Origin of the sequence: Amycolatopsis sp. NPDC050768, from assembly GCF_040654155.1 — a bacterium.
Taxonomy (GTDB): domain Bacteria; phylum Actinomycetota; class Actinomycetes; order Mycobacteriales; family Pseudonocardiaceae; genus Amycolatopsis.
The window spans coordinates 62086-82755 of record NZ_JBFAHL010000001.1; the positions used below are offsets into that span (position 1 = coordinate 62086).

21 protein-coding genes are annotated in these 20670 nt (G+C 69.9%); 5 read left to right on the plus strand and 16 right to left on the minus strand.

All coding sequences use genetic code 11. The features are described from left to right. Positions 1 to 4: 4 nt before the first annotated feature. Positions 5 to 1060 (minus strand): cobalamin biosynthesis protein, encoded by a 1056-nt coding sequence (locus AB0H62_RS00270; RefSeq protein WP_360583191.1) that lies wholly within the window; start codon positions 1058 to 1060, stop codon positions 5 to 7. A gap of 86 nt (positions 1061 to 1146) precedes the next feature. Continuing rightward, positions 1147 to 1857, minus strand: a complete 711-nt coding sequence (locus tag AB0H62_RS00275; protein WP_360583193.1) for an FCD domain-containing protein — start codon at positions 1855 to 1857, stop codon at positions 1147 to 1149. A 95-nt stretch (positions 1858 to 1952) separates the two neighbouring features. On the opposite strand from AB0H62_RS00275, the gene AB0H62_RS00280 reads away from it, so the two are divergent. Both AB0H62_RS00280 and AB0H62_RS00285 read left to right on the plus strand, forming a co-directional pair. After that, positions 1953 to 2447 (plus strand): gluconokinase, encoded by a 495-nt coding sequence (locus AB0H62_RS00280; RefSeq protein WP_220246497.1) that lies wholly within the window; start codon positions 1953 to 1955, stop codon positions 2445 to 2447. After that, positions 2444 to 3814 (plus strand): gluconate:H+ symporter, encoded by a 1371-nt coding sequence (locus AB0H62_RS00285; protein ID WP_360583195.1) that lies wholly within the window; start codon positions 2444 to 2446, stop codon positions 3812 to 3814. Before AB0H62_RS00280 ends, AB0H62_RS00285 begins: the two co-directional genes overlap by 4 nt. Here AB0H62_RS00285 and AB0H62_RS00290 read toward each other — a convergent pair. Beyond that, entirely contained in the window at positions 3811 to 4788 is a 978-nt protein-coding gene (locus AB0H62_RS00290) for an aldo/keto reductase (protein WP_360583197.1), read from the minus strand. The two genes, AB0H62_RS00285 and AB0H62_RS00290, sit on opposite strands and share 4 nt — an antisense overlap. Positions 4789 to 4798: 10 nt before the next feature. Between AB0H62_RS00290 and AB0H62_RS00295 the strand changes: the two genes are divergently transcribed. The 3 genes from AB0H62_RS00295 to AB0H62_RS00305 all read left to right on the plus strand — a co-directional run bounded on the left by AB0H62_RS00295 (position 4799) and on the right by AB0H62_RS00305 (position 5906). Beyond that, positions 4799 to 5002, plus strand: coding sequence for a helix-turn-helix transcriptional regulator (locus AB0H62_RS00295; RefSeq protein ID WP_220246494.1), 204 nt, complete (start codon positions 4799 to 4801; stop codon positions 5000 to 5002). 71 nt (positions 5003 to 5073) lie between these two features. Continuing rightward, a complete protein-coding gene (locus AB0H62_RS00300) occupies positions 5074 to 5400 on the plus strand; it encodes a metalloregulator ArsR/SmtB family transcription factor (RefSeq protein ID WP_354871546.1) in 327 nt (108 codons plus the stop codon). Continuing rightward, positions 5397 to 5906 carry an SRPBCC domain-containing protein gene (locus AB0H62_RS00305; RefSeq protein ID WP_360583200.1) on the plus strand — a complete coding sequence of 170 codons (510 nt, stop codon included), beginning with the start codon at positions 5397 to 5399 and terminating at the stop codon, positions 5904 to 5906. The genes AB0H62_RS00300 and AB0H62_RS00305 overlap by 4 nt, the downstream gene beginning before the upstream one ends. Before the next feature lie 52 nt (positions 5907 to 5958). Here AB0H62_RS00305 and AB0H62_RS00310 read toward each other — a convergent pair whose 3' ends face one another. From AB0H62_RS00310 to AB0H62_RS00370, 13 genes are all read right to left on the minus strand, one after another. Beyond that, positions 5959 to 6948, minus strand: coding sequence for a BadF/BadG/BcrA/BcrD ATPase family protein (locus AB0H62_RS00310; protein WP_360583201.1), 990 nt, complete (start codon positions 6946 to 6948; stop codon positions 5959 to 5961). After that, on the minus strand, positions 6945 to 8210 hold the full coding sequence (locus AB0H62_RS00315; RefSeq protein WP_360583203.1) for a 6-phospho-beta-glucosidase: 1266 nt from the start codon (positions 8208 to 8210) through the stop codon (positions 6945 to 6947). The genes AB0H62_RS00310 and AB0H62_RS00315 overlap by 4 nt, the downstream gene beginning before the upstream one ends. Beyond that, the gene (locus tag AB0H62_RS00320; protein WP_360583205.1) at positions 8207 to 9097 is read right to left on the minus strand and encodes a carbohydrate ABC transporter permease; all 891 of its coding nucleotides are present in this window, start codon (positions 9095 to 9097) and stop codon (positions 8207 to 8209) included. The genes AB0H62_RS00315 and AB0H62_RS00320 overlap by 4 nt, the downstream gene beginning before the upstream one ends. Beyond that, positions 9094 to 10122 carry a sugar ABC transporter permease gene (locus tag AB0H62_RS00325; protein WP_360583207.1) on the minus strand — a complete coding sequence of 343 codons (1029 nt, stop codon included), beginning with the start codon at positions 10120 to 10122 and terminating at the stop codon, positions 9094 to 9096. Before AB0H62_RS00325 ends, AB0H62_RS00320 begins: the two co-directional genes overlap by 4 nt. Further along, the gene (locus AB0H62_RS00330) at positions 10119 to 11495 is read right to left on the minus strand and encodes an extracellular solute-binding protein (RefSeq protein ID WP_220246488.1); all 1377 of its coding nucleotides are present in this window, start codon (positions 11493 to 11495) and stop codon (positions 10119 to 10121) included. The genes AB0H62_RS00325 and AB0H62_RS00330 overlap by 4 nt, the downstream gene beginning before the upstream one ends. 20 nt (positions 11496 to 11515) lie before the next feature. Then, the gene (locus AB0H62_RS00335; RefSeq protein WP_220247382.1) at positions 11516 to 12757 is read right to left on the minus strand and encodes an ROK family transcriptional regulator; all 1242 of its coding nucleotides are present in this window, start codon (positions 12755 to 12757) and stop codon (positions 11516 to 11518) included. A 211-nt stretch (positions 12758 to 12968) separates the two neighbouring features. Beyond that, positions 12969 to 13337, minus strand: coding sequence for a hypothetical protein (locus AB0H62_RS00340; RefSeq protein ID WP_360583209.1), 369 nt, complete (start codon positions 13335 to 13337; stop codon positions 12969 to 12971). Positions 13338 to 13496: 159 nt separating this feature from the next. Beyond that, entirely contained in the window at positions 13497 to 14510 is a 1014-nt protein-coding gene (nudC, locus tag AB0H62_RS00345; RefSeq protein WP_360583211.1) for an NAD(+) diphosphatase, read from the minus strand. Beyond that, the gene (locus AB0H62_RS00350) at positions 14510 to 15895 is read right to left on the minus strand and encodes a pitrilysin family protein (RefSeq protein ID WP_360583213.1); all 1386 of its coding nucleotides are present in this window, start codon (positions 15893 to 15895) and stop codon (positions 14510 to 14512) included. The genes nudC and AB0H62_RS00350 overlap by 1 nt, the downstream gene beginning before the upstream one ends. After that, positions 15892 to 17187 (minus strand): pitrilysin family protein, encoded by a 1296-nt coding sequence (locus AB0H62_RS00355; protein ID WP_220246484.1) that lies wholly within the window; start codon positions 17185 to 17187, stop codon positions 15892 to 15894. The genes AB0H62_RS00350 and AB0H62_RS00355 overlap by 4 nt, the downstream gene beginning before the upstream one ends. A gap of 9 nt (positions 17188 to 17196) precedes the next feature. Continuing rightward, entirely contained in the window at positions 17197 to 18864 is a 1668-nt protein-coding gene (locus AB0H62_RS00360; protein WP_360583215.1) for a DUF2207 domain-containing protein, read from the minus strand. Beyond that, positions 18854 to 19543 (minus strand): DUF2207 domain-containing protein, encoded by a 690-nt coding sequence (locus AB0H62_RS00365; protein ID WP_220246482.1) that lies wholly within the window; start codon positions 19541 to 19543, stop codon positions 18854 to 18856. The genes AB0H62_RS00360 and AB0H62_RS00365 overlap by 11 nt, the downstream gene beginning before the upstream one ends. Positions 19544 to 19547: 4 nt before the next feature. Next, positions 19548 to 20651 carry an RDD family protein gene (locus AB0H62_RS00370; RefSeq protein WP_220246481.1) on the minus strand — a complete coding sequence of 368 codons (1104 nt, stop codon included), beginning with the start codon at positions 20649 to 20651 and terminating at the stop codon, positions 19548 to 19550. Positions 20652 to 20670: the final 19 nt, after the last annotated feature.

The following is a 20670-nucleotide window of genomic DNA, read 5'->3' on the forward strand; positions in this document are numbered from 1 at the left end:
TGACTCACTTGCGACGACGACGGCGGCGCGCGCCGACGAGGAGGGCCACCGTCACCGAAGTCGCGCCCGCCAGCCAGCCGACGACACGCGACAGCTCCACCGCGCGCGTGACGTGACCGGCGTCCGGGTTGCGGCCGACGCCCAGCACGGGCAGCTCGACCACCCCCTGCGGGTACACCGTGCGCCCACCGACACGGATCTCCAGCGCACCGGCGAACGCGGCCTCCACGCGGCCCGCGTTGGGGCTCGGGTGGGCGATCGTGTCCCGCCGCCAAGCCCGCCACGCGCCGCCCGCGGAGCCGCCGACGACGGGAGCGGCCAGCACAGTGAGGGCGGCCGCGGCACGCGTCGGCACGAGGTGGACGAGCTCGTCGAGCCGGGCGACCAGCCAGTGACCCGCCGAGCCGCGCGCGAGGACGCTGATGGTCCGCGACGCGAGCAGCCCCGGCACCCCGGCAAGCGCTCCCCACAGCAGCGGCGCGACGACCACTTCGGACGTGTTCTCGGCCAGAGTTTCCACGGAGGCACGGGAAAGCGCGATCATGCCGAGCCCGTCGGCGACTCGCGGGTCCAGTTCGGACAGTGTGCCGCGCGCGGGTTCGAGGCGGCCCTCTTCGAGGTCGCGCGCGAGCTCCGTGCCCTGCGTCGCTAGGCCGGCGGCGCCGACGACGGCCCAGGTCGTGACGGCCGTGACCACGGCCTGCACCACAGGACGGTCGCGCGCGGCGCGTTCGGCGACCAGCCCGACCGCAACGACGGCACCCGCCAGGCCGAAACCGGTGACGGCGGCGCGGGCGGACATCGAGGCGGCGAGCTCTCCGGCGGGCGCACCGACAGCCTCGGCGCCGGCTGCAAGCGTGACAGTGGATTCCCCAGGCATCCCAACAGCAACACCGCCCCCCGCGCGAAGCGCAGCGGCGGATTCCCCGCCCTGCCCGGCGCCGGAGCCCAGCGTCGCCAAGCGACGGAACGCCGTCACCGGCGGGCGGTGCCGGGGGTTGCCGAGGACGCCGTCGGCCGCCAAGCCGAGCATCAAGCCGATCGCGCGTGCCGCGCTCACCAGTAGCCCCCCGGGAACGTGGTTTCCGGTGTCGCCGCCGGGCCGATGCCCGGCCGGCGAAACGCCGGTGATTTCAGTGCGTGTGGTTACTTCCCGCCGAGATTACTCGACACCGCGGCGGCGATTTCGTCCCGTGCCTGGTCCACGATGTCGCGCATCGCGCGCTCGGCTCGATCGGCGTCGCCGGCGTCCACTGCCACGGCCACTTCCACGTGCAGCGCGACGGCTTCGGACTGCGGTTCCTCGGGCATCAGGCCGTGGGAGGTGCGGCCCGCGAGCACCTCGGCGACCACCGAGGACAGCTGCGCGAACATCGGGTTTCCCGACGCGGTGAGCAGCAGGTCGTGGAACGCGATGTCGTGGCCGAGGAACGTCGTCAGGTCGCGCGCCCGCGCCGTCTCCTCCAGACGGTGGCCCAGCGCGTGCAGCCGGCCGCGGTCCTCCGGCGTCGCGCGCAGCGCCGCGAACCGCGCGGCCGACGGCTCGACGCCCGAGCGCAGCTCCGTCAACGTCCGCAGCGCCGTCGCGCGCCCGGAACCGTCGAGCTGCCAGCGGATCAGGCGCGGGTCGTAGTGGTTCCACCCGGCCGGGCCGCTCACGATCACGCCGACGCGGCGGCGGCTCGTGGTGAGCCCCATCGTTTCCAGCACGCGCACGACTTCTCGCGCGACCGTGCGTGAGGCGCCGAAGCGTTCCTGCAGCTCGTCGGAGCGCAGCACGGCGCCGGGCGCCAGCTCGCCGTTGGCGATCGCCGCGCCCAGCACGTCGAGGACTTCCTCGTGCCGATCGCTCCCCATCCGGCCAACTTACCGCTCTGATTCGATTAAGTACTACTTCTTCTTGAATAAGTAGTACTTTTGGGTTTGACTCGTGCGGACACAAGGAGGTGCGGATGACCGTCATCGTCGTGATGGGTGTGTCCGGCTCGGGGAAGACGACGGTCGGCGAGGCGCTGGCCGAGCGCCTGGGCGTGGAGTACGCCGAGGCCGACACCTTCCACCCGAAGGCCAACATCGAGAAGATGACCGCCGGCCACGCGCTGACGGACGCCGACCGCGAGCCCTGGTTGCAAGCGATCGCGCACTGGATCGCGGCGCACCAGGAGTCCGGTGGAATCGTGTCGTCGTCCGCGCTGAAACGCCGCTACCGCGACGAACTGAGAGCCGGCGGCAGCGTCTGGTTCCTCCACCTCCACGGCGATCGCGACGTGCTCGCCGAGCGCATGCAGGCCCGCAAGGGCCACTTCATGCCCGTCACGCTGCTCGACTCCCAGCTCGCGGACCTCGAACCGCTGCAGCCGGACGAGCCGGGCCACGTCGTCGAGATCACCGAACCTCCCGCCGCTCTCGTCGAGGCGGCGCTTCACGCGTTCCAGGAGCGTGCATGACCACCACCCTCGCGGCCGGTTGGACCGGCCACGACACCCGCCTGATCCTGGCGACGGTGCTCGCCATCGCCGTGATCGTGGTGCTGATCAGCAAGCTGAAGCTCCACCCGCTGCTGGCGTTGACGATCGGCTCCGGCGTGCTCGGCCTCGTGGCCGGTATGCCCGTGGACAAGCTGTTGAAGAGCTTCGAAAGCGGCGTCGGCAGCACGGTCGCTTCGGTCGGGTTGCTGATCGCGTTCGGCGCGATGCTTGGCAAGCTGCTGGCCGATTCCGGTGGTGCGGACCGGATCGTGGACACGATCCTCGGGCGCGTGCACGGCGCCGGGCTGCCGTGGGCGATGGCGCTGGTGGCCGCGTTGATCGGGCTGCCGATGTTCTTCGAGATCGGTCTCGTGATGCTGATCCCGGTGGTGCTGCTCGTCGCCAAGCGCAGCGGGAAACCCGTGCTGCTGCTGGGAATCCCGGCGCTCGCGGGCCTGTCGGTGCTCCACGGGCTGATCCCGCCGCACCCCGGCCCGCTGGCCGCGGCGGGTGCGCTCGGCGCAAACGTGGGCATCACGCTCGCGCTCGGCCTGCTCGTCGGCATCCCGACGGTGGTCATCGCGGGCCCGCTGTTCGGTCGCGTCGCGGCGCGGTGGGTGCCGGACGCCACGCCGCCGCAACGCTTGGTGCCCGCGTCCGAGAGCACCGAGGTCGACAAGCGGCCCAGCTTCGGCGCGACGCTGACCACGGTCCTGCTGCCGGTGGCGCTGATGTTGCTGAAGGCGCTCTCGGACATCCTGCTGGGCAAGGAAAACGCCGTGCGCCGCGTGCTCGACTTCGTCGGCGACCCGCTGGTGGCGCTGCTGCTCGCGGTCCTCGTCGGCATGGTCACGCTGGGCCGCCCGGCGGGCCTGCATCGCGCGAAACTGTCGTCGATCATCAGCGACTCACTCGCCCCGATCGCAGGCATCCTGCTCATCGTGGCCGCGGGCGGTGGCTTCAAGCAGACGCTGGTGGACGCCGGCGTCGGCGGCGTGATCACCAACCTGTCCACCGGCGCCCACCTGTCGCCGCTACTGCTCGGCTGGCTGGTCGCCGTGGCGATCCGTCTGGCGACGGGCTCGGCGACCGTCGCCACGGTGTCCGCCGCCGGCATCGTCGCGCCGCTCGCCGCCACCCTCGACCCGACGCACAACGCCCTGCTGGTGCTGGCCATCGGCGCCGGTTCACTGTTCTTCTCGCACGTGAACGACGCCGGGTTCTGGCTGGTCAAGGAGTACTTCGGGATGTCCGTGGGCCAGACGCTGAAGACCTGGTCGGTGATGGAGACGGTGATCTCGGTGGTGTCGATCGCGTTGATCCTGCCGCTGGGCGCCTTGCTTTAGGGCGTGCGCGACGGATAGGCGCCGTCGAGGGCCCAAGCCGGATACTCCGGCCGCAGCGCGCTGACGGCGTCCAGCTCGGCGAGGTCCTGCCCCGTGAGCTCCAGGTCGACCGCGGCGAGGTTCTCGCGCAGCTGGTCGGGCCGCTTGGCGCCGACGATCACGCTGGTCACGCCGCGTTGCGCGAGCACCCAGGCCAGCGCGACGCGGGCGACGCCGACGTCGTGGCGGTCGGCGACCTTGCGCAGCGCGTCGACGATGTCGTAGCCGCGCTCGCGGTCGATCGGCGGGTTGTCGGCCTTGGCGCGGCGGCCGGAGGCGTCGTGGCTGTCGCGGGTGAACTTGCCGGAGAGGAAGCCGCCGGCCAGCGGGCTGTAGACGAGCAGGCCGAGCTTCTCCTCGTTGACCAGCGGCAGCAGCTCTCGCTCGAGATCACGGCCGACGAGCGAGTAGTACGCCTGCAGCGACACGAACCGCGGGTAGCCGCGCAGGTCGGCGACGCCGAGGGCCCTGGCGAGTTGCCACGCGAAGGTGTTGGACGTGCCGACGTAGCTGATCTTGCCCTGGCGGACGGCGTCGTCGAGGGCGGCCAGGGTCTCGTCGAGTGGCGTCAGGTGGTCGTGGGCGTGGATCTGGTAGAGGTCGATGTGGTCGGTGCCGAGGCGGCGGAGGCTGTCCTCGATCGCGTGACGCAGGTGCACGCGGGAGAGTCCCACCTCGTTGGGGCCCGCGCCCATGCGCGAGTAGGCCTTGGTGGCGAGCACTACGTCGCGGCGGCGGCCCTTGAGGATCTTGCCCAGCAGCTCCTCGGTCTCGCCGCCGGCGTACATGTCGGCCGTGTCGATGAGGTTCACGCCCTGGCCCAGAGCGATGCCGACCAGTTCGCCGGCCGCCTTGAGGTCCAGCCCGCCGATCACGTCCCAGGGCTGCCGGCCCGAGCCGCCGAACGTCATCGTGCCGAGTGCGATCCTGGACACGAAAGTTCCGGTGGCGCGGTTCAAGGCGCTGGTGGGGTTGTCGCCGATGGACTACCTGCTGCACCGGCGGATCTCCGGCGCCACCCGGGAGCTGGCCGAGGGCCGCACGGTCGCGTCCGTCGCGGCGCGATGGGGGTACGGCTCGGAGAGCGCGTTCAGTGCGGCGTTCAAGCGGGTCACCGGGGTCTCCCCCGCGAGCAGCCGAACCCGCTGATCAGCACAAACGCCAGACCCTGATTCGAGCGCGGGTTGACATGTGACCTTTTGGTCACCTATTCTTGCCGAGTGCCTGACGACGACCTGGTGTTCAAGGCGCTGGCGGATCCGACCCGCCGGGGTCTGCTGGACCGGCTGTTCGAGCGTGACGGCCGCACGCTCACGGAGCTGGAGTCCGAAGTGGACATGACGCGGTTCGGGGTGATGAAGCACCTCAAGCTGCTCGAGGAGGCCGGCCTCGTCGTCACGCGCAAGGAGGGGCGGGAGAAGCTCCACTTTCTCAATCCCGTGCCGATCCGGGAGATCCACGACCGGTGGATCGACAAGTACACCGAGCGCCACGTGTCGGCGCTGATGGAGCTCAAGAGCGATCTGGAGAGGGAGCCACCGAAATGACCGAGACCAAGACCGTGCAGGTCAACCGCGTGTACATCAAGGCGACGCCGCAGGCGATCTGGGACGCGATCACCAAGCCGGAGTGGACGCAGAAGTACGGGTACTCCGGGCTGGCCGAGTTCGACCTCAAGACGGGTGGCAAGCACCGCACCAAGCCGACGCAGGAGTTCATCGACGCGGGGTTCACGAGTGACCTGCTGGACGGCGAGGTGCTCGAGTCCGACCCGCCGCGCAAGCTCGTGATCACGTGGAAGCTGCTGATGGACCCGAGCCTCATCGCGGAGCCCTACACGACGCTCACGTACGACATCGAGGAAACCAAGACCGCCGGGACCAGACTGACCGTGACCCACGACGTCACGGGCGCGCCCGGGCACGCGGCGCTGGTGTCGGGCGCGATGGAGAACGTCGACGCCGGTCCGGGCGAGAACGCCGGTGGCGGCTGGGCCTGGGTGCTTTCCGACCTCAAGTCCGTGCTGGAGACCGGGAAGAACATCGTGGGCTGAGCCCGGCCGACGGCGGCGGCGGTGTCCACACGGGACACCGCCGCCGAACGCGTCAGATCCGTTGCGTGGCGTCCTTCAGCGCGGCCTTGGCCTCCGCGGAAGCACCCAGCTCGTCGAGGCCGAACAAAGCCGCGCCGACGACGGGGTTCACGTCGACCACCCGCACCACCGCCCGCGGAGCCACCTTCAGGCAGCGCCGCTCGATCTCGGAGATCACCGACGGGCCGACGCCCGTGAGTACTCCCCCGCCGAGCACCACCTCGGGTGCCGACTGGGTCAGGTCCAGCTGCCGCAGGATCACCGCGGCGAACACGCTGACCTCCTCCACGAACCGCGTCACAACCTGCTGCGCGACCTCGTCGCCGGCGGCGGCGACGTCGAACAGCAGCGGGCACAGCCCGTGGATCCGGGCGGAGTCGATCTCCTTGAAGTGCAGGCCCTGCACCACGTCGAACACTCTCGAAACACCGAAGAAACCCGAAACCGCCGCCTGCAGCGCCGTAGAAGGCCCGCGGCCGTCTTCCGCCCGCACGGCCCACCACAGGGCTTCCTCACCGAGGCGGTAACCGCCGCCCCAGTCACCGGAGATCTTGCCCAGCGCGGGAAAGCGGTGCACGCGCCCGTCCGGGCCGACGCCGGCGCCGTTGATCCCGGCGCCGCACACCACGGCCACGCCCGTGCCGTCGGAGCTGCCTGCGCGCAGCAGAGCGAGCACGTCGTTGCCCACGTGCAAGGTGGAGCTCCAACCGCGCGCGAACAAAGCGGCGTGCAGCGCCTCTTCCTCACGCGGGAAATCCAGCCCAGCGAGGTAAGCCGAGGTGTGCACGCCGAACGGCCGTGTCGTCGGCAGACCCGCCGACGTCAAGGCCGAAAGCACCAGCGTCTCCAGCGCCGCGACGCAACCGTCGACGCCGACGTTCTGCGGCGAGGCGCCGGGGCCGCGCGATTCGGCAAGCACGTCGCCCTCGCGCGACACCACGAGCACCTCGGTCTTGCTGTTCCCCCCGTCGATCGCCACGACCGCGGGCCCGGCTTCGCTCATCCGCGCGCCCACGGCAGGAAATCACGGTTGATCGACACGAGGGAGTCGGCCAGCTGGTCGGCCTTGGTGTATTGGCCGACGAGCGGGTGGGCCAGCAGCGCGTCGGCCACGCGGTCGCGTCCACCCTTCACGGCGGCTTCGAGCGCGAGGTGCTCGTAGGCCGTGACCGCGGCGATGAGGCCGGCGAAACGCGGTTCCACCGTCTGCTGCGGTATCGCCCGGGCACCGTCCGAATCCACAGTGGACGATACCTCGATCACCGCGTCGTCGGGCAGGAAGGAGAACGTGCCGTCGTTGCGCACGTTCACCACGTGCTCCTCGGCCGGCCCGCCCGCCGTCAGCGCGTGCACGAGCTGCACGGCGGCCTCCGAGTAGTACGCGCCGCCGCGCTTCTCCAGCGAATCCGGCTTGGTGACCTGCCCCGGGTCGAGGTAGATCTTCAGCAGCTCCTCCTCGACGTCACTCACCACCTCGGCGCGCGGCCGCTCGGTGAGCTGCTTGGCCACCTGCGCGTCGTGCGAGTAGTAGTACTTCAGGTAGTACGACGGCACGGCGTTCATCCGGCGCATCCACTCGACGGGCGCGGTCACCTCCTCGCCCAGGAACTCCGCGTGCTTGTCCAGCAGCTCGGGCAGCCGGTCGACGCCGTCGACGAGCACGCCGCGTTCCCAGCTCAGGTGGTTGAGTCCGGTGTGGACGAGCCGAACGTCTCCCGTGGATGCACCGAGCAGCTTGGCGAACTTCCGTTGCAGGTTGATCGCGACGTTGCACAGCCCCACCGCGCGGTGGCCTTCCTGCAGCAGCGCCCGCGTGACGATGCCGACGGGGTTCGTGAAGTTCACGATCCACGTGTCGTCACCCGCGACCTTGCGCACGCGCTCGGCGATGTCGAGCACCACCGGCACCGTGCGCAGGGCCTTCGCCAAGCCGCCCGCGCCGGTCGTCTCCTGGCCGACGCAGCCGCACGCGTGCGGGAACGTCTCGTCCGACGCCCGCGCCTTCTGCCCACCCACCCGCAGCTGGATGAGCACGGCCGAAGCGCCTTCGACGCCTTCCTCCAGGTTCGCGGTGGTGCGGACCCTCGCCGGGTGCCCGGCGTGGTCGAGCAGCCGCTGACTGAACCCGCCGACGGTCTCCACGCGGTAGGCGTCCGGGTCGATCAGCACAATCTCGTCGACATCCAAAGTGGACCTTCGGCCCGCGATGCCGTCGACCAGTTCCGGCGTGTAGGTGGACCCGCCACCGACGACTGCCAGCTTCATCCCTTGACTCCCGTGAACGTGATGCCCTTGACGAACGACTTCTGCGCGAACACGAACAACACGATGACCGGCGCCATGATCAGCGCGGTCGCGGCCATCGTGAGGTTCCACTCCACGTGGTGCATGCCGCGGAACGAGGCGATGGCCAGCGAAAGCGGCCAGTTGTCCTGGTTCTCACCGGTGTAGAGCAGGGGTCCGAAGTAGTCGTTCCAGGTGAACAGGAAACAGAACATCGCGGTGGCCGCGATTCCGGGCTTGGCCATGGGCAGCAGCACCCGCGTCATGGCCCGGAACTCGTTGCAGCCGTCGATCTTCGCCGCTTCCAGGTAATCCTTGGGAATGGTGAGGAAAAACTGGCGCAGCAGGAAGATCGAGAACGCGTCGAAGAAGAAGTACGGAACGATCAGCGGCACGAGCGTGCCGGTGAGGCCCATCCGCACCCACAGGTCGTACAGCGGCACGACGGTGACCTGCGGCGGCAGCATCATCGCGGCCACCGTGAGCATGAAGAACAGGTTCTGCCCACGCCACTTGAGCTTCGCCAGGCCGTACGCCGCCGGGATGGCCGACACGAGCGCGCCGACCGTCGCGAGCGACGAGTACAGCAGACTGTTGCCGAAGTACTCCAACAGAGGCGCCTTTCGGAACACCTCTACGAAGTTCTCGAAATGCCATTCCGTGGGCCACAGGCTCGACGTCATCGCCTGATCGCTCTTCATCACCGCGGTGAGGAACACGAACAGCAGCGGCAACACGAAGATCACACCGAGCGCGATGCCGATGGCGTGGGTCGCGATGAAGCCCAGCCGCTTGTCCCACTGGCGACGGAACTGCACACGAGGCGGGACCGGCGCGGGCTTTGTGGCGGGTGCCGAAATCGTCGTCATGCCCCCTCCTCCTGGTGTTGCGATTTCCTGAGCTGTCGCACCAGCACCCACGTGAAGCCCGCGGACACGATGAACAGCAGCACAGCCATCGCCGCCGCGTAACCCATGTTGAAGTAGCGGAAACCCTGTACGTACAACCAGATCGGATACGTCAGCGTCGAGTTCTCCGGCGCGCCGATGAGTTTCGAGTTGCCGGCCACGTCGGCCGTGCCCGCCGAGGCGGACGACGCCACGATGGCTTGGGTGAAGAACTGCAGCGCGTAGATCATCGAGTTGACCACACCGAAGAGCAGCACCGGCGAGATCGTGGGCAGCGTGACGTGCCAGAACTTGCGGACCGCGCCGGCGCCGTCGAGCTCGGCGGCCTCATACTGCTCGGTCGGCACGTCCAGCAACGCGGCCAGGATGATGATCATCAGCTCGCCCGAGCCCCACAGTGCCAGCAGCGTGAGTGACGGTTTCGACATCACCGGGCTGTTGAACCACAGCCCGCCGTCGATGCCCACGAGGTGCAGGAACCGGTTCACCGGGCCGAACTGCGGGTTGAACACGAAGACGAACGCGAGCGTCGCAGCGGCCGGCGGCGCGAGCGTCGGTAGGTAGCACAGCGTGCGCACCAGGCCGACGCCCGACTTCAGCCGCGAGATCACCGACGCGACGCCGAGCGAGAACAGCACCCGGCAGATCGTCAGGATGATCACGAGCCACAACGTGTTGTACGCGGCGGTCTTCACCAGCGGCTCGCTGGTGAACATGCGCACGTAGTTGTCGAACCCGATCCACTGTGGAGGGTTGATGAGGTCGTAGCGGGTGAACGAGTAGTACACCGTGGCGATGAGCGGGTACCCGAAGAAGATCAGGAACCCCAGCGTCGCCGGCGCCATGAAGTAGAACACCGTGCGACGGCGCTTGGCCCGGCGGGATCCCGCCCGCACCTTGGCAGGTGCAGGCGGGATCGTCGCCTCGGTGGGGAGGACTTGCGCCGAGGTACTCTTTACCGCCGAGGCGCCATCAGGCAGAGTCATCCGCCCGATCCTTTTTGTGCCAGCTCGTCATTGACTTGGGCGTCGACCTGCTTGAGGCCGGCGTCGAGATCGGGCACGGAGCCGGCCTGCCACTTCTCGGCGAAGTCGTTGACCGCCTTGAGGAAGGCGTCACCGATCGGAGTGGACGGGTTGGCGACCAGTTTGCCGCTGCCGTAGATGTCGAGGAACGTCTTGAACTGCGGCGGCGCGTCGAGCTTCGGCGAGGACAGCGAAGCCGTGGTGCTGGGCACGTTCTTGAGGCCGTTGGCCATGTCCACGAGCGTGTCGGTGTCGAGCGTGACCTGCTTGATCAGCTCCCACGCGGCGCCGGGGTTCTTGGCGCCCTTGGGGATCGCGATGATCGTGCCGGTGGCGAAGCCGGCACCGTAGTGGTCGGCCATGCTGTCAAGCACCGGCGCGGGCGCGGTGGCGTAGTTCAGTGTCGGGGTCTGGTCCTTGATGAACGCGGTGCGGAACTCACCGTCGTACATCATCGCCAGCTTGCCCTTCTGGAAGCCGTTGTCGGCGGAGTACTCGTCGCCGAGGCCGGCCTTGAACTTCTCGACCTTGTCGTGGCCGCCGTAGAAGTCGATGAGCTTCTTCTGGAACTCGAACATCGCCTTCCAGCCGGGGCTGGACGAGATCGACGACTTGCCGTCCGGGCCGATGAACTGCGCGCCGAAGTTCGGAGCCCAGTACTGCGCCTGGTTGGCGTAGAACGGCATCGCCGGGATGAAGCCCATCGTCTTGATCGAGCCGTCCGGGTTGAACTCGGTGAGCTTCTTCGCGTCCTCGAACAGCTCGGTCGTGGTCTTCGGCGGCGAGGAGATGCCGTGCGCCGCGAACATGTCCTTGTTGTAGTACAGGCCGTAGACGTCGGCGAGCATCGGCATGGCGCAGCGCTTGCCCTGGTACGACGTGTAGTCACGCACGGCCTGGGGGATCTGGTTCACGTCGATCTTGTCGCGGTCCAGGTACGGCTTGAGGTCGGTGAAGCTGCCGGTGGAGCACCACGCGCCGAGGTTGTCGGTGTAGAAGGAGATGGCCACGTCGGGCGGGTTGCCGCCGCGAATCGACTGCGTGAGCTTGTCGTCGTCCTGGTTGCCCTCGTGGTTGATGGTGATGTTGGGGTACTTGGCCTTCAACTTGTTCAGCGCGGCCGTGACCACGCCGTACTCGCGGTCGGTGAACTTGCTGTAGACGGTGAGGGTGAGCTTGTCGTCCTTGTTCGGCGGCGCGGCGGCGTCGCCCGAGCCGCTCGGCGCGGCCGCGCCGCACGCGGCGGTCGCCAGCAGCGTGGCGGCGGCCGCGGCGGACAGCAGCAGAGAACCACGCCTTCGCGCGATCCTCCGGATGCGGGTCGTGGGGGCCATGACCCTCCTCCTCATGGTGGTTACTCGGTCGGGGACGGGGCAGAGCTCGGGAGTGCCGTCCGAGGCACTCCCGCTGTGTCCTCCAAGGGCCGACGCGACCCGCGGAGCGTGGGGGTGACGACGCCGAAGACGTCTTCACGGGCGGTGGCGAGCGCGGACTGCAACGCGCCCGCCCGCACGGCGTTGCCCTGCACCGAAGCGAGCGCGACCGGGGTGCGGGGCAGGACCAGTTCGTGGAGTTTCCGTGCGACTCTCTGGGCGAATTCGTCGCCACCGGCGCGGCTCGTGTCGCCCGAAAGCAGGATGAGCTGCGGGTCGGCCACGGCCACGAGGCTCGCGAGACCGCCGGCGACGCGGCGGGCCAGGTCGTCGAGGAAGGGTTGGTGGCTTTGGGTTGTCGCTTGGATTACTGCTTGCGGGCCTGTTTCGGCAGTGAGGCCGTGCGCGTGGGCGAGCCTTGCGATGGCGGGCGAGTCCACGAGGTTGCCGAATCGCGCGCCGGCCTCGGGCCAGTGGTCACCGGTGTCCACAGTGGACGGGTCGGGCACGCGCATCCAGTCGATCTCGCCGCCACCGCCGGTCGCGCCGCGCAGCAGCCGGCGCCCGATGACCACGGCGCCACCGACACCTTCGGAGAGCCACACCATCACGAAATCGTCGACTTCCTGGGCTTTCCCGACCGTCATCTCCTCGACGGCCACCAGGTTCACGTCGTTCTCGATAGTCACGGCGATCCCGAGCTCTTCGCTCAGCCTTGCCGGCACGTCGAACCCCAGCCAGCCGGGGATGTGCGGCGCGGAGGAGAGCAGGCCCGTACGCGGGTCGAACGCGCCCTGCGCGCCGATCACGACGTTGGCCAGGTCATCGAGGTTCTTGCCGGCTTTCTTGGTGACGTGCTTGAGCGCCTTGCCGAACGTGCCGATCACGTCGGCGCCCTCGTGCACAGGCAGCTCGACCTGGTACTCGGCTTCGACCGTCCCCGCGACATCCGCGATCACGAAATCGGCGACGTGCGGCGTGAGATCCACGGCGGCGACGTGTGCGAGGCTGCCGTTGACGGCCCACAGCTGGGCCCGCGGCCCGCGTCCACCACCCGCGCGTTCGCCCGCCTTGCCCACGAGATTGTCCTGCTCGAGACGCGTGAGCAGCTGCGCCGTGGCCGGCTTGGACAGCCCGATCACGACCTCGAGCTCCGCCCTCGTGAGCGGCCCGCCGCGCAGCAACGCCTCGATCGCCGCGCGATCGTTGATCTCGCGCAACATCCTCGGGCTTCCGGCGCGCACTCGTGGCCCCTTAATTAGGATACTTTACAGACGGTTTCGGGCGACTGTAGTGAGCGGGGCCACATCGCGTCAATGGTCATCCGGAACGAGCGGGTAACACTTCGAGTCCAGGAGGTTTCGGGCGCGGCGGTGGGTGATGGGGTGGATGCTCAGCGTGCGCGCGGCGTCGGAGGCAGATCTCCGGAGGCCGTCAACCGCCGTAGAAGTCGCCCAGCGAGGTGCGGGTGTAGGAAATCAGCAGGTCAGCCTGGGCGAAGCCGGCGGGCAAGCACTCGCGCACGCCGTCAAGGAGCTCGCCGAATCCGACGGGAGGCGTCACCACGTGGGCGAGCGGATGGTGTTCGCGCAGCTGCTTCATCAGGTCGGCGATGTGGATCACGGCGGCATCGGCGTCGGTCTGCCACAGCCAGGCCAAGATCTCGCCGTACGCGGCCGGCGGACGCGCGACCGCTTCCCGGGCGGTGGTGCGGAATCGGTCGATCAGCACGGTGGCTGTTCCGGCGACACTGGCTTGCCTCAGCGCACTGAGGACGCTCCGCGGAACGACGACGGTGTCCATGCGCCCCATGCTGGCACCGAGCAGCCGTGGTCGACGAAGGCTCGCCGGGCGCAGCCGGTTCGAGGAAACGACGGCACAGGGAAATCACGCTACTGCGAAACGACAAAGGCCCTCCCCGGCTCAAGCCGGGGAGGGCCGTGTCACGAGCAAAACCGAAGGTCACTCCTCCGCGTCAGCCCACGCCTTCAGCATCACGCGGGCGATCGACGAGTTACCCGGCAGAATGATCTCCGAAGCACCACCCGCGATCGGGGTCGGGACAGCCTCCCCGCCCGCGCTGTTACGGAACGCGGCACGGACCTCGTCTCGGGAGACCCACAACGCTTCTTCGATCTCACCGTCCGCGGGGACCAGCGGGGCGGAGCGGTCGGCGCGGGCGGTGAAGCCCAGCATGATCGAGCGCGGGAAGGGCCAGGGCTGGCTGCCCAGGTAGCGGATGTCCGTGACGGAAGCGCCCACTTCCTCGCGGATCTCCCGCGACACGCAGCCCTCCAGCGACTCGCCGGCTTCGACGAAGCCGGCGAGGACGGAGTAGCGGCCCGCGGGCCAGACCGGCTGGCGGGCGAGCAGCACGTGGGAGCCGTTGACGCCGTCCTGGTCGTGGACGAGGCAGATCACGGCCGGGTCGGTGCGTGGGTACTCCTCGTGGCCCTTGGCCTCGCACTTGCTGGCCCAGCCGAACTGGATCAGGTTCGTGGGTGAGCCGTCGCGGGTGCAGAAGCGGGCCTGGCGCCGCCAGTGGCGCAGGGCCTGCGCGGTGGTGAACAGGCCGGCCGAGGTGTCGTCCAGCTGGTCGCCGTAGCCGCGCAGCTCGACCCAGATCTCGCCGTCGACGCGCGGGACCTCTTCGACCACGCCCCAGCTGCCGGACATCTGCACGGTGTCGACGTCGCCCTCGGGGCGGCCGGGCAGCGACCAGTAGTCGGTGTCCTCCCACTCGCCGAGGAACACCGCGTCGGCCGGGGGTTCCGTGCCGAAGTCGATGGCCTTGCGGGCGGCCAGCGAGGAGCTGCCCTCGGCCACCGGCGTGCGGCCGGTGTCGTCGAGCAGCACCACGCGGGCCTCGGACCACTTGGAGATGAGACGCTCCGGGTTGGTGCGCAACGTCTCCTGACGGTCCACAGTGGACCGCGACAGGGTCGGCAGCGACTCCAGGGTGAACGGTACGGTCATCAGTCGGCCGTCTCCGAGCCCACCGTCACGTCACCCAGCGCGGTCAGCTTCGGCGCGAGCAGCTCCGCGTCGCCGACCACCACGCCGGTGAACCGCTTGGGCGCGAAGTACTCCAGCGCCACCTCGGCCACCTGCTCCCCCGTCACGGCCGCGAGGCGCGCCGGGTGCTCCTGCAGCCATTCGACGCCGAGGCCCGTGGTCGCCAGCGCCATCAGCTGCCCGGCCAGACCCGACTGCGAAGACGTGGAGGTGAGCAGCGAGCCGATCGCGTACTGCCGCACCGACTCCACCTCCTCGCCCGTCGGCGGCACGAGACCGAGGCGCCCCAGCTCGTAGCGCGTTTCGAGCAGCGCGGCGGCGGTGACCTCGTTGGCCGTGTCGGCGTCGACGTTCACCACCGCGTTCTCGCCGGTGAACTCGAAGCCGGAGTGGGCGCCGTAGGTGTAACCCTTGTCCTCACGGATGTTCTCGACCAGGCGCGAGGAGAAGTACCCGCCGAAGGCCAGGTTCGCCAGCTGCAGCGCCGCGTACGACGGGTGCGTGCGGGCCACCGTCTGGGCCGAAAGCCGGATCTGCGACTGCACGGCGCCGGCGCGCGGCACCAGCAGCACGTTGCCGCCGGTCAGCTCCGGCAGCGGCGGAAGCACGAGAGCCGAGCGGTCCGAGGCCCAGCCGCCGAGCGCGCGGTCGAGCTCGGCCGGCACGGTGTCGGGGTCGATGTCGCCCACGATCACCAGCACGGAACCACGCGGCAGCACCGAAGCCGCGTGCAGCGCCCGCACCTGCTCGGGAATGACGACAGCAACATCAGAAGCCTGCGGGACCTCACGCGTGACGGGGTGGTCGCCGTAGCGCTGCTTCTGCAACGCCTCCCGCGCGATCGTGCGCGGCTGCGTGCGCGACACCGCGATGCGCTCGATCAGCCGCTCGCGTTCACGGGTCACCTCGGCCTCGCCGTAGGTGGCGCCGGTCAGCACGTCGCCGAGCACGTCGAGCAGCGTCGGCAGGCCTTCAGCCAAGGCGGAACCGTTGAGGTACAAGCGTTCCGGGTCCACGCCCGCGCCGAGGTCGCCGCCGATCAGCGCCAGCTCGGCGTCGATCTCCACGCGGTCGCGCTTCGCGGTGCCGGTGAGCAGCGTCTCGGCCAGCACCTCCGCGGTGGCCGGGTGCAGCGCGTCCTCACCCGCGAACGGGATCCACAGCCGCACCTCGACGAGCGGGACCGAAGCCTTGCGCACGGCCAGCACGCGCAGGCCGTTACTCAGCGTGGTGTCCACATGGGACAGGTCGGTGGCGGCGCGCTGCGCGCCCAGCTCGGGCAGCGGACGCGGACCGGTCGCGGTGCGCCCGATCTCCTGCGCGCTGCGATGCGTAGCCGAAGTCACTGCTCGTCCATCCCTTCGGAGTTGGCGGGCTTCACGACGAGCACGGCGCGCGCGTCGGGGCGCAGCGCCTTCGCCGCGGCCGAAACGGCTTCGCCGGTGACCGCCGACATGCGGTCGGCCAGCCGGTGCACCAGCGACGCGTCGCCGTAGAGCAGCTCGAACGCACCCAGCGCCAGCGTGCGCGACACCAGCCGGTCGTGTTCCGAGTGCAGGCTCGCGGCCCAGCGCGCGGTCACCTTCTTGAGCTCCTGCTCGTCGGGCGGCGTCGTCGCGAGCTCGTCCAGCACCTCGTCGAGGGCGGCCAGCACGCGCTCGCGATCCACGTCCGGCGGGTGGATCGCGGTGATCGTGAACGTGTCGGGGTCGCGCGCCTCGAACGGGCCGAACAGCCCGGCGCCGGCGCCGATGTCGACCACCAGTGGCTCGCGGTGCACCAGGCGCTGCTGCAGGCGGGAGCCGTCACCGTCAGTGAGGACGCCGGCCAGCACCAGATACGCGAGGTAACCGTCGAGGTCGTTGATCGGGTCGGGCATGCGGTAGCCCACGGCGATCGCGGGCAGCGGCGCGTGCGCGTCCTCGTGCTCGCCGTGCAGCTCCGTGGTGGGCAGTGGCTCGGCAAACGAAGGCCGCACCGGCGCGGGCCGGTGCGGCACGTCGCCGAAGTGCTTTTGGATGAGCGCCTTGGCGTTCTCCACCTCGAAGTCGCCGGCGACGGTGAGCACCGCGTTGGCCGGCGAGTAGTAGGTGTCGAAGAAGGCGGCGCAGTCGTCGAGCGTCGCGCCTTCGAGGTCCTCGAACGCGCCGTAGCCGTCGTGGGCGTTGGCGAACGTCGAGTACAGCACCGGCGGCAGGAGGATCCAGGGGAACCCGCCGTACGGGCGGTTGCGCACGTTGAGGCGGATCTCCTCCTTGACGACCTCGATCTGGTTCGCCAGGTTCTCCGCGGTCAGCTTCGGGGCGCGCATGCGGTCGGCTTCGAGGAACAGCGCGCGCTCGAGGGCCGCCGACGGCAGCACCTCGTAGTAGTCGGTGTAGTCGGGGTGGGTGGACCCGTTGAAGGTCCCGCCGCTCGACTGCACGTGGCGGAAGTGGGCCAGCTTCTCCAGGCTTTCACTGCCCTGGAACATCAAGTGCTCGAAGAGGTGCGCGAAACCCGTCAACCCCTCCGGCTCGGAGCGAAAGCCCACGTCGTAGTGCACGCTGACCCCGACAACAGGCGCGGTCGGGTCCGGGGCGAGCACCACGCGCAGACCGTTGTCAATCGTGAAACGGACGAGCTCGGGATCGGCCATGCCCCCACCCTACGCAGAGGACCCGACCCTCGGCTCGGCTGGTGGCACCCCTCCCAGCGCATGGGGCGCGCTCTTGGTCGCGGCGCCGAGCGCGGCCAGGAAAGCGCTGGTCCGGGCGGGTGTGGCAGGGGCGCCGAACCAGTACGCCTGAAGCGAACAAACCGGTTCCGCGAGCGTGCCGAGCCAACGGTCGGCTTCGCCGAGCGCGACGGCGTACGGAAGGGCGCGGGAGAAGATCAGTTCGGTGACTTCCGCCGGGGTGGCCAGTTCGGTGCGCAGGCCCCGGAGTTGGTCGCGCAGAAGGCTGCCGTCCTGCGTGCGCGGAGGCAACCATTGGGCGAAGAGGGCGAGCGCGGCGCCAGTGGCGACCACGACCAGGCCGAGCTGGGCGTAACCGGCGGTGAAAGCGAGCAGGGCGGTGAGGAAGACGCCGTAGAAGCACAGGCGGGCGGCGATTTTGGCGAGCAGGGCCGGCCGGCGCGTGAGCCAGCCGCGGCGGACGACGGCGGTGCGCAGTTCGTCCTCGATGTCCGGCGTGATGGCCGACAGCGGCGCCGAATCGCCGGGGACAGCGGTTTCGTAGACCGTCCGTTCGAAGGCGGTGAGGTACTCGTCGGGTGGGTTGCGGCGGTGGAGAGTCCAGCCTTCTTGCCCGTCTTCGCTGACCCACAGGTAGTTGCGGACGCAGAGGTCGAGCACGGTGACGGCGACGTCGAGGTCGTCGGTACGGCCGGTGAGCAGGAACCCGACGTGACCGGGGAGCACGCCCTGGGGTGAGGAGAACTGACCGTCGACTTCGAGCCGGACCGGGAGCACGGCGGCCCGGTCGCGTCGGCGCAGGACCCGCAGCGTGACGAGGCCGGCGATGACGAGCGCCGCCAAGGCGAGCCACGCGGCCAGGATCGGGGTGGTGACGAGGAAGGCGCCGGCCACGGACTTCGCGGGCACGAGCTGTTCGGTCGCGGGCACGGTGCCGGCGGGCAGCTCCGCGGTGAGCTCCACGCGGTCGCCCGGCGCCAGCTTCGACACCGACACGCGCGTGAGCCCGGAGTGGTCGAGCTGCGCGGCACCGCACGGGGTGGCGGAGCCTGGCGGGCCCGCCAGGCAGACCACGGCGTCGGGCAGGTTCGGTGCGGCGAAGGTCGCGCGCAGCAGCTCCAGGCGGGTGTCCCAGCCGCCGGCGAGGTCCCAGGTCAGGTGCTCGACGCCGAGCGTCCTGCCGACGGTCCCGGCCACGGTGTAGCGGACCACCGAAGTGCCCCCGCGCAAGTCGACGACGATCTGGTCGTCCGTGGTCTGCGTGCTGCCGGAGCCCTCGATGCTGAGGTCGCGCACGGTGAGCACGCGGTCGTGGCCGGCGTCGGCGGAGGTGCGCAGCGGAAGGGTGCGCGTCATCGTGGTGCCGGCCGGGACGGAGACGGCCTCGGTGACGGACAGGGTGCCGTCGCGCTGGAGTTTGAGCGTGACCTCGGCGCTTTGCGGCAGGGCGGGCAGGTCCTGGGCTTGGGCCGGGGTCGCGGCGAAGACGAGGGCCGGGATCGCCAGGACGACGGCGAAGCTGCGGAAGCTACTGTGCCGATCGTTACCGATCCGACCACAGTCACGGCCGAATGACTTCGCGGCAACGGTTACGTGCCGCGCGGGGGTCGGCCTACTTTTGGCCGGATCAGTAACCATGGCTGAGCACCTCGCAGCGGTTCTTGCCACGACGACGGTGCAGCCACGTCGGCACGGCGGCGATCAGCAGCAGGACCAGGGCGAGCACGGGAATGCCCGGGCCCTTGAAGAAGTCGGCCACCGGGGAGACCGCGACGAACCGGGCGTTGGCGGGCAGCGCGCCGGGCGGGATCTCGACCGCGAGGTCCACGCGCTCGCCGCGGCGCAAGCCGTCCTGCTCGACGCGGGCGATGCCGCCGGCACCGAGCTCGGAGAACGTGCAGTGGCGCGCCGAGCCGATCGCGCCGGCGTAACAGTCCACTGTGGAGATCCCCGGGGCGCTGAACGCCGTGGTGAGGCGGGTGAGGTCGGCGTCCCAGCCGCCGGTGACCTGCCAGCGCAGCTGCCCGCCGCCGGCGACGGCACCGTCCACTGTGTACGACAGGGTGGCGGGGCCGGTGTAGGTCGCGACGAGGCCGTCGGAGTCCTCGTCGAGGTGGCCGGAGCCGGTGAGGCGGGCGTCGCGGACGGTGTAGACGCGGTCCTCGTCGTCGGTGGTGGCCACGCGCAGGGCGATGCGGTGGGTGGCGGGAGTGCCGGTGGTGACCTGTTCGGTGACCGTGACGGAGCCGTCAGGGTGGGCCGTGGCGGTGACGTCGGCGGTGAGCCCGGCGAGCGCCGTGGCGAGTTCCAGGAGCATCGGGTCAGCTCGGCGGGGTGAAGGGGTTCTCCGGCTCCGGCTCCCGCTCCGGCGGGGCCGGTGGCGCGGGCTGTTGCGGCGAGTACTGCTGGGCAACCGGCTGGGACGCGTGCTGGGCGGCGGGTTCGAACTGATGGGGCTGGGTCTGCTGCGCAACCGGCTGGAACTGCTGCTGCGGCTGAGGCGCGACCGGCTGGAGCTGTTGGGCCGTCGGCTGGACTTGCTGCTGGTACTGCTGAGTCTGCTGGGCGGCGGGTTCGAACTGCTGCGGCTGAAACTGCTGAGACGGCTGCCGCTGCTGGAACGGCTGCGGCTGGTACGCCTGCGGCTGCGGCCCCGCGTATACCTGCTGCGCCAGCCGCGCCTGGTCGCGGTTGCGCCGTTCCGCCAAAACCGCCGAGAGGAACACCCACGCCGGCATCCCGTACGGCACCGCCACCCCCACGGCGTGGGCCGTCTGGTCGGCAAGCCCCTGGCCGAGCGCGTGGGCCGCGTCGGGCCGCAGCTCGTGGAAGCGGTTCAGGTACTGGCGCGCGGCGAGCGCCAGGTCGTCGGGCAGGCGGCTGAGGTCCAGCTGCGCAGCCCAGCCTTCGAGGCCCGGCGGCATCACGACCTGGGCCTGAGCGCTCTGCGGCACGCGTTCGCGGATCACCAGCGTGCCGGCCAGGTAGTCGCCGACGCGGCGGCCGTTCGACGAGCTCAGCGAGACGATCACGGCCACCGCGCCCAGGAACCCGAGAGCCCAGAAGTCGACGAAGAAGCCGGCGAGAGCGCGGGTGAGGGCGTGGCGGAAGCGGATGGGGCCGCCGTCGAGCCGGACCACGCGCAGTCCCAGCGCCATCTTGCCCAGCGACTTGCCGCGGGTGAGCGTCTCGAACAGGACCGGGTAGCCGATCACGATCAGCACGAACACCGACAGGAACAGCGCGATCGTGAGCGCCGGGTCGAGGTCGGACGAAGTTGCGGCCACGGTGACCACGACGATCAGCAGGAGCGCGCCCTGCACGAGCACGTCGAGCAGCATCGCGGCGCCGCGGCTGGCGAGCTTGGCCACCCGAAGGTCGAGGACCACAGCCTCACCGGTGACGAGATCGGACTCTTCCTGCACCGGGCCAGCCTAGTTGCCG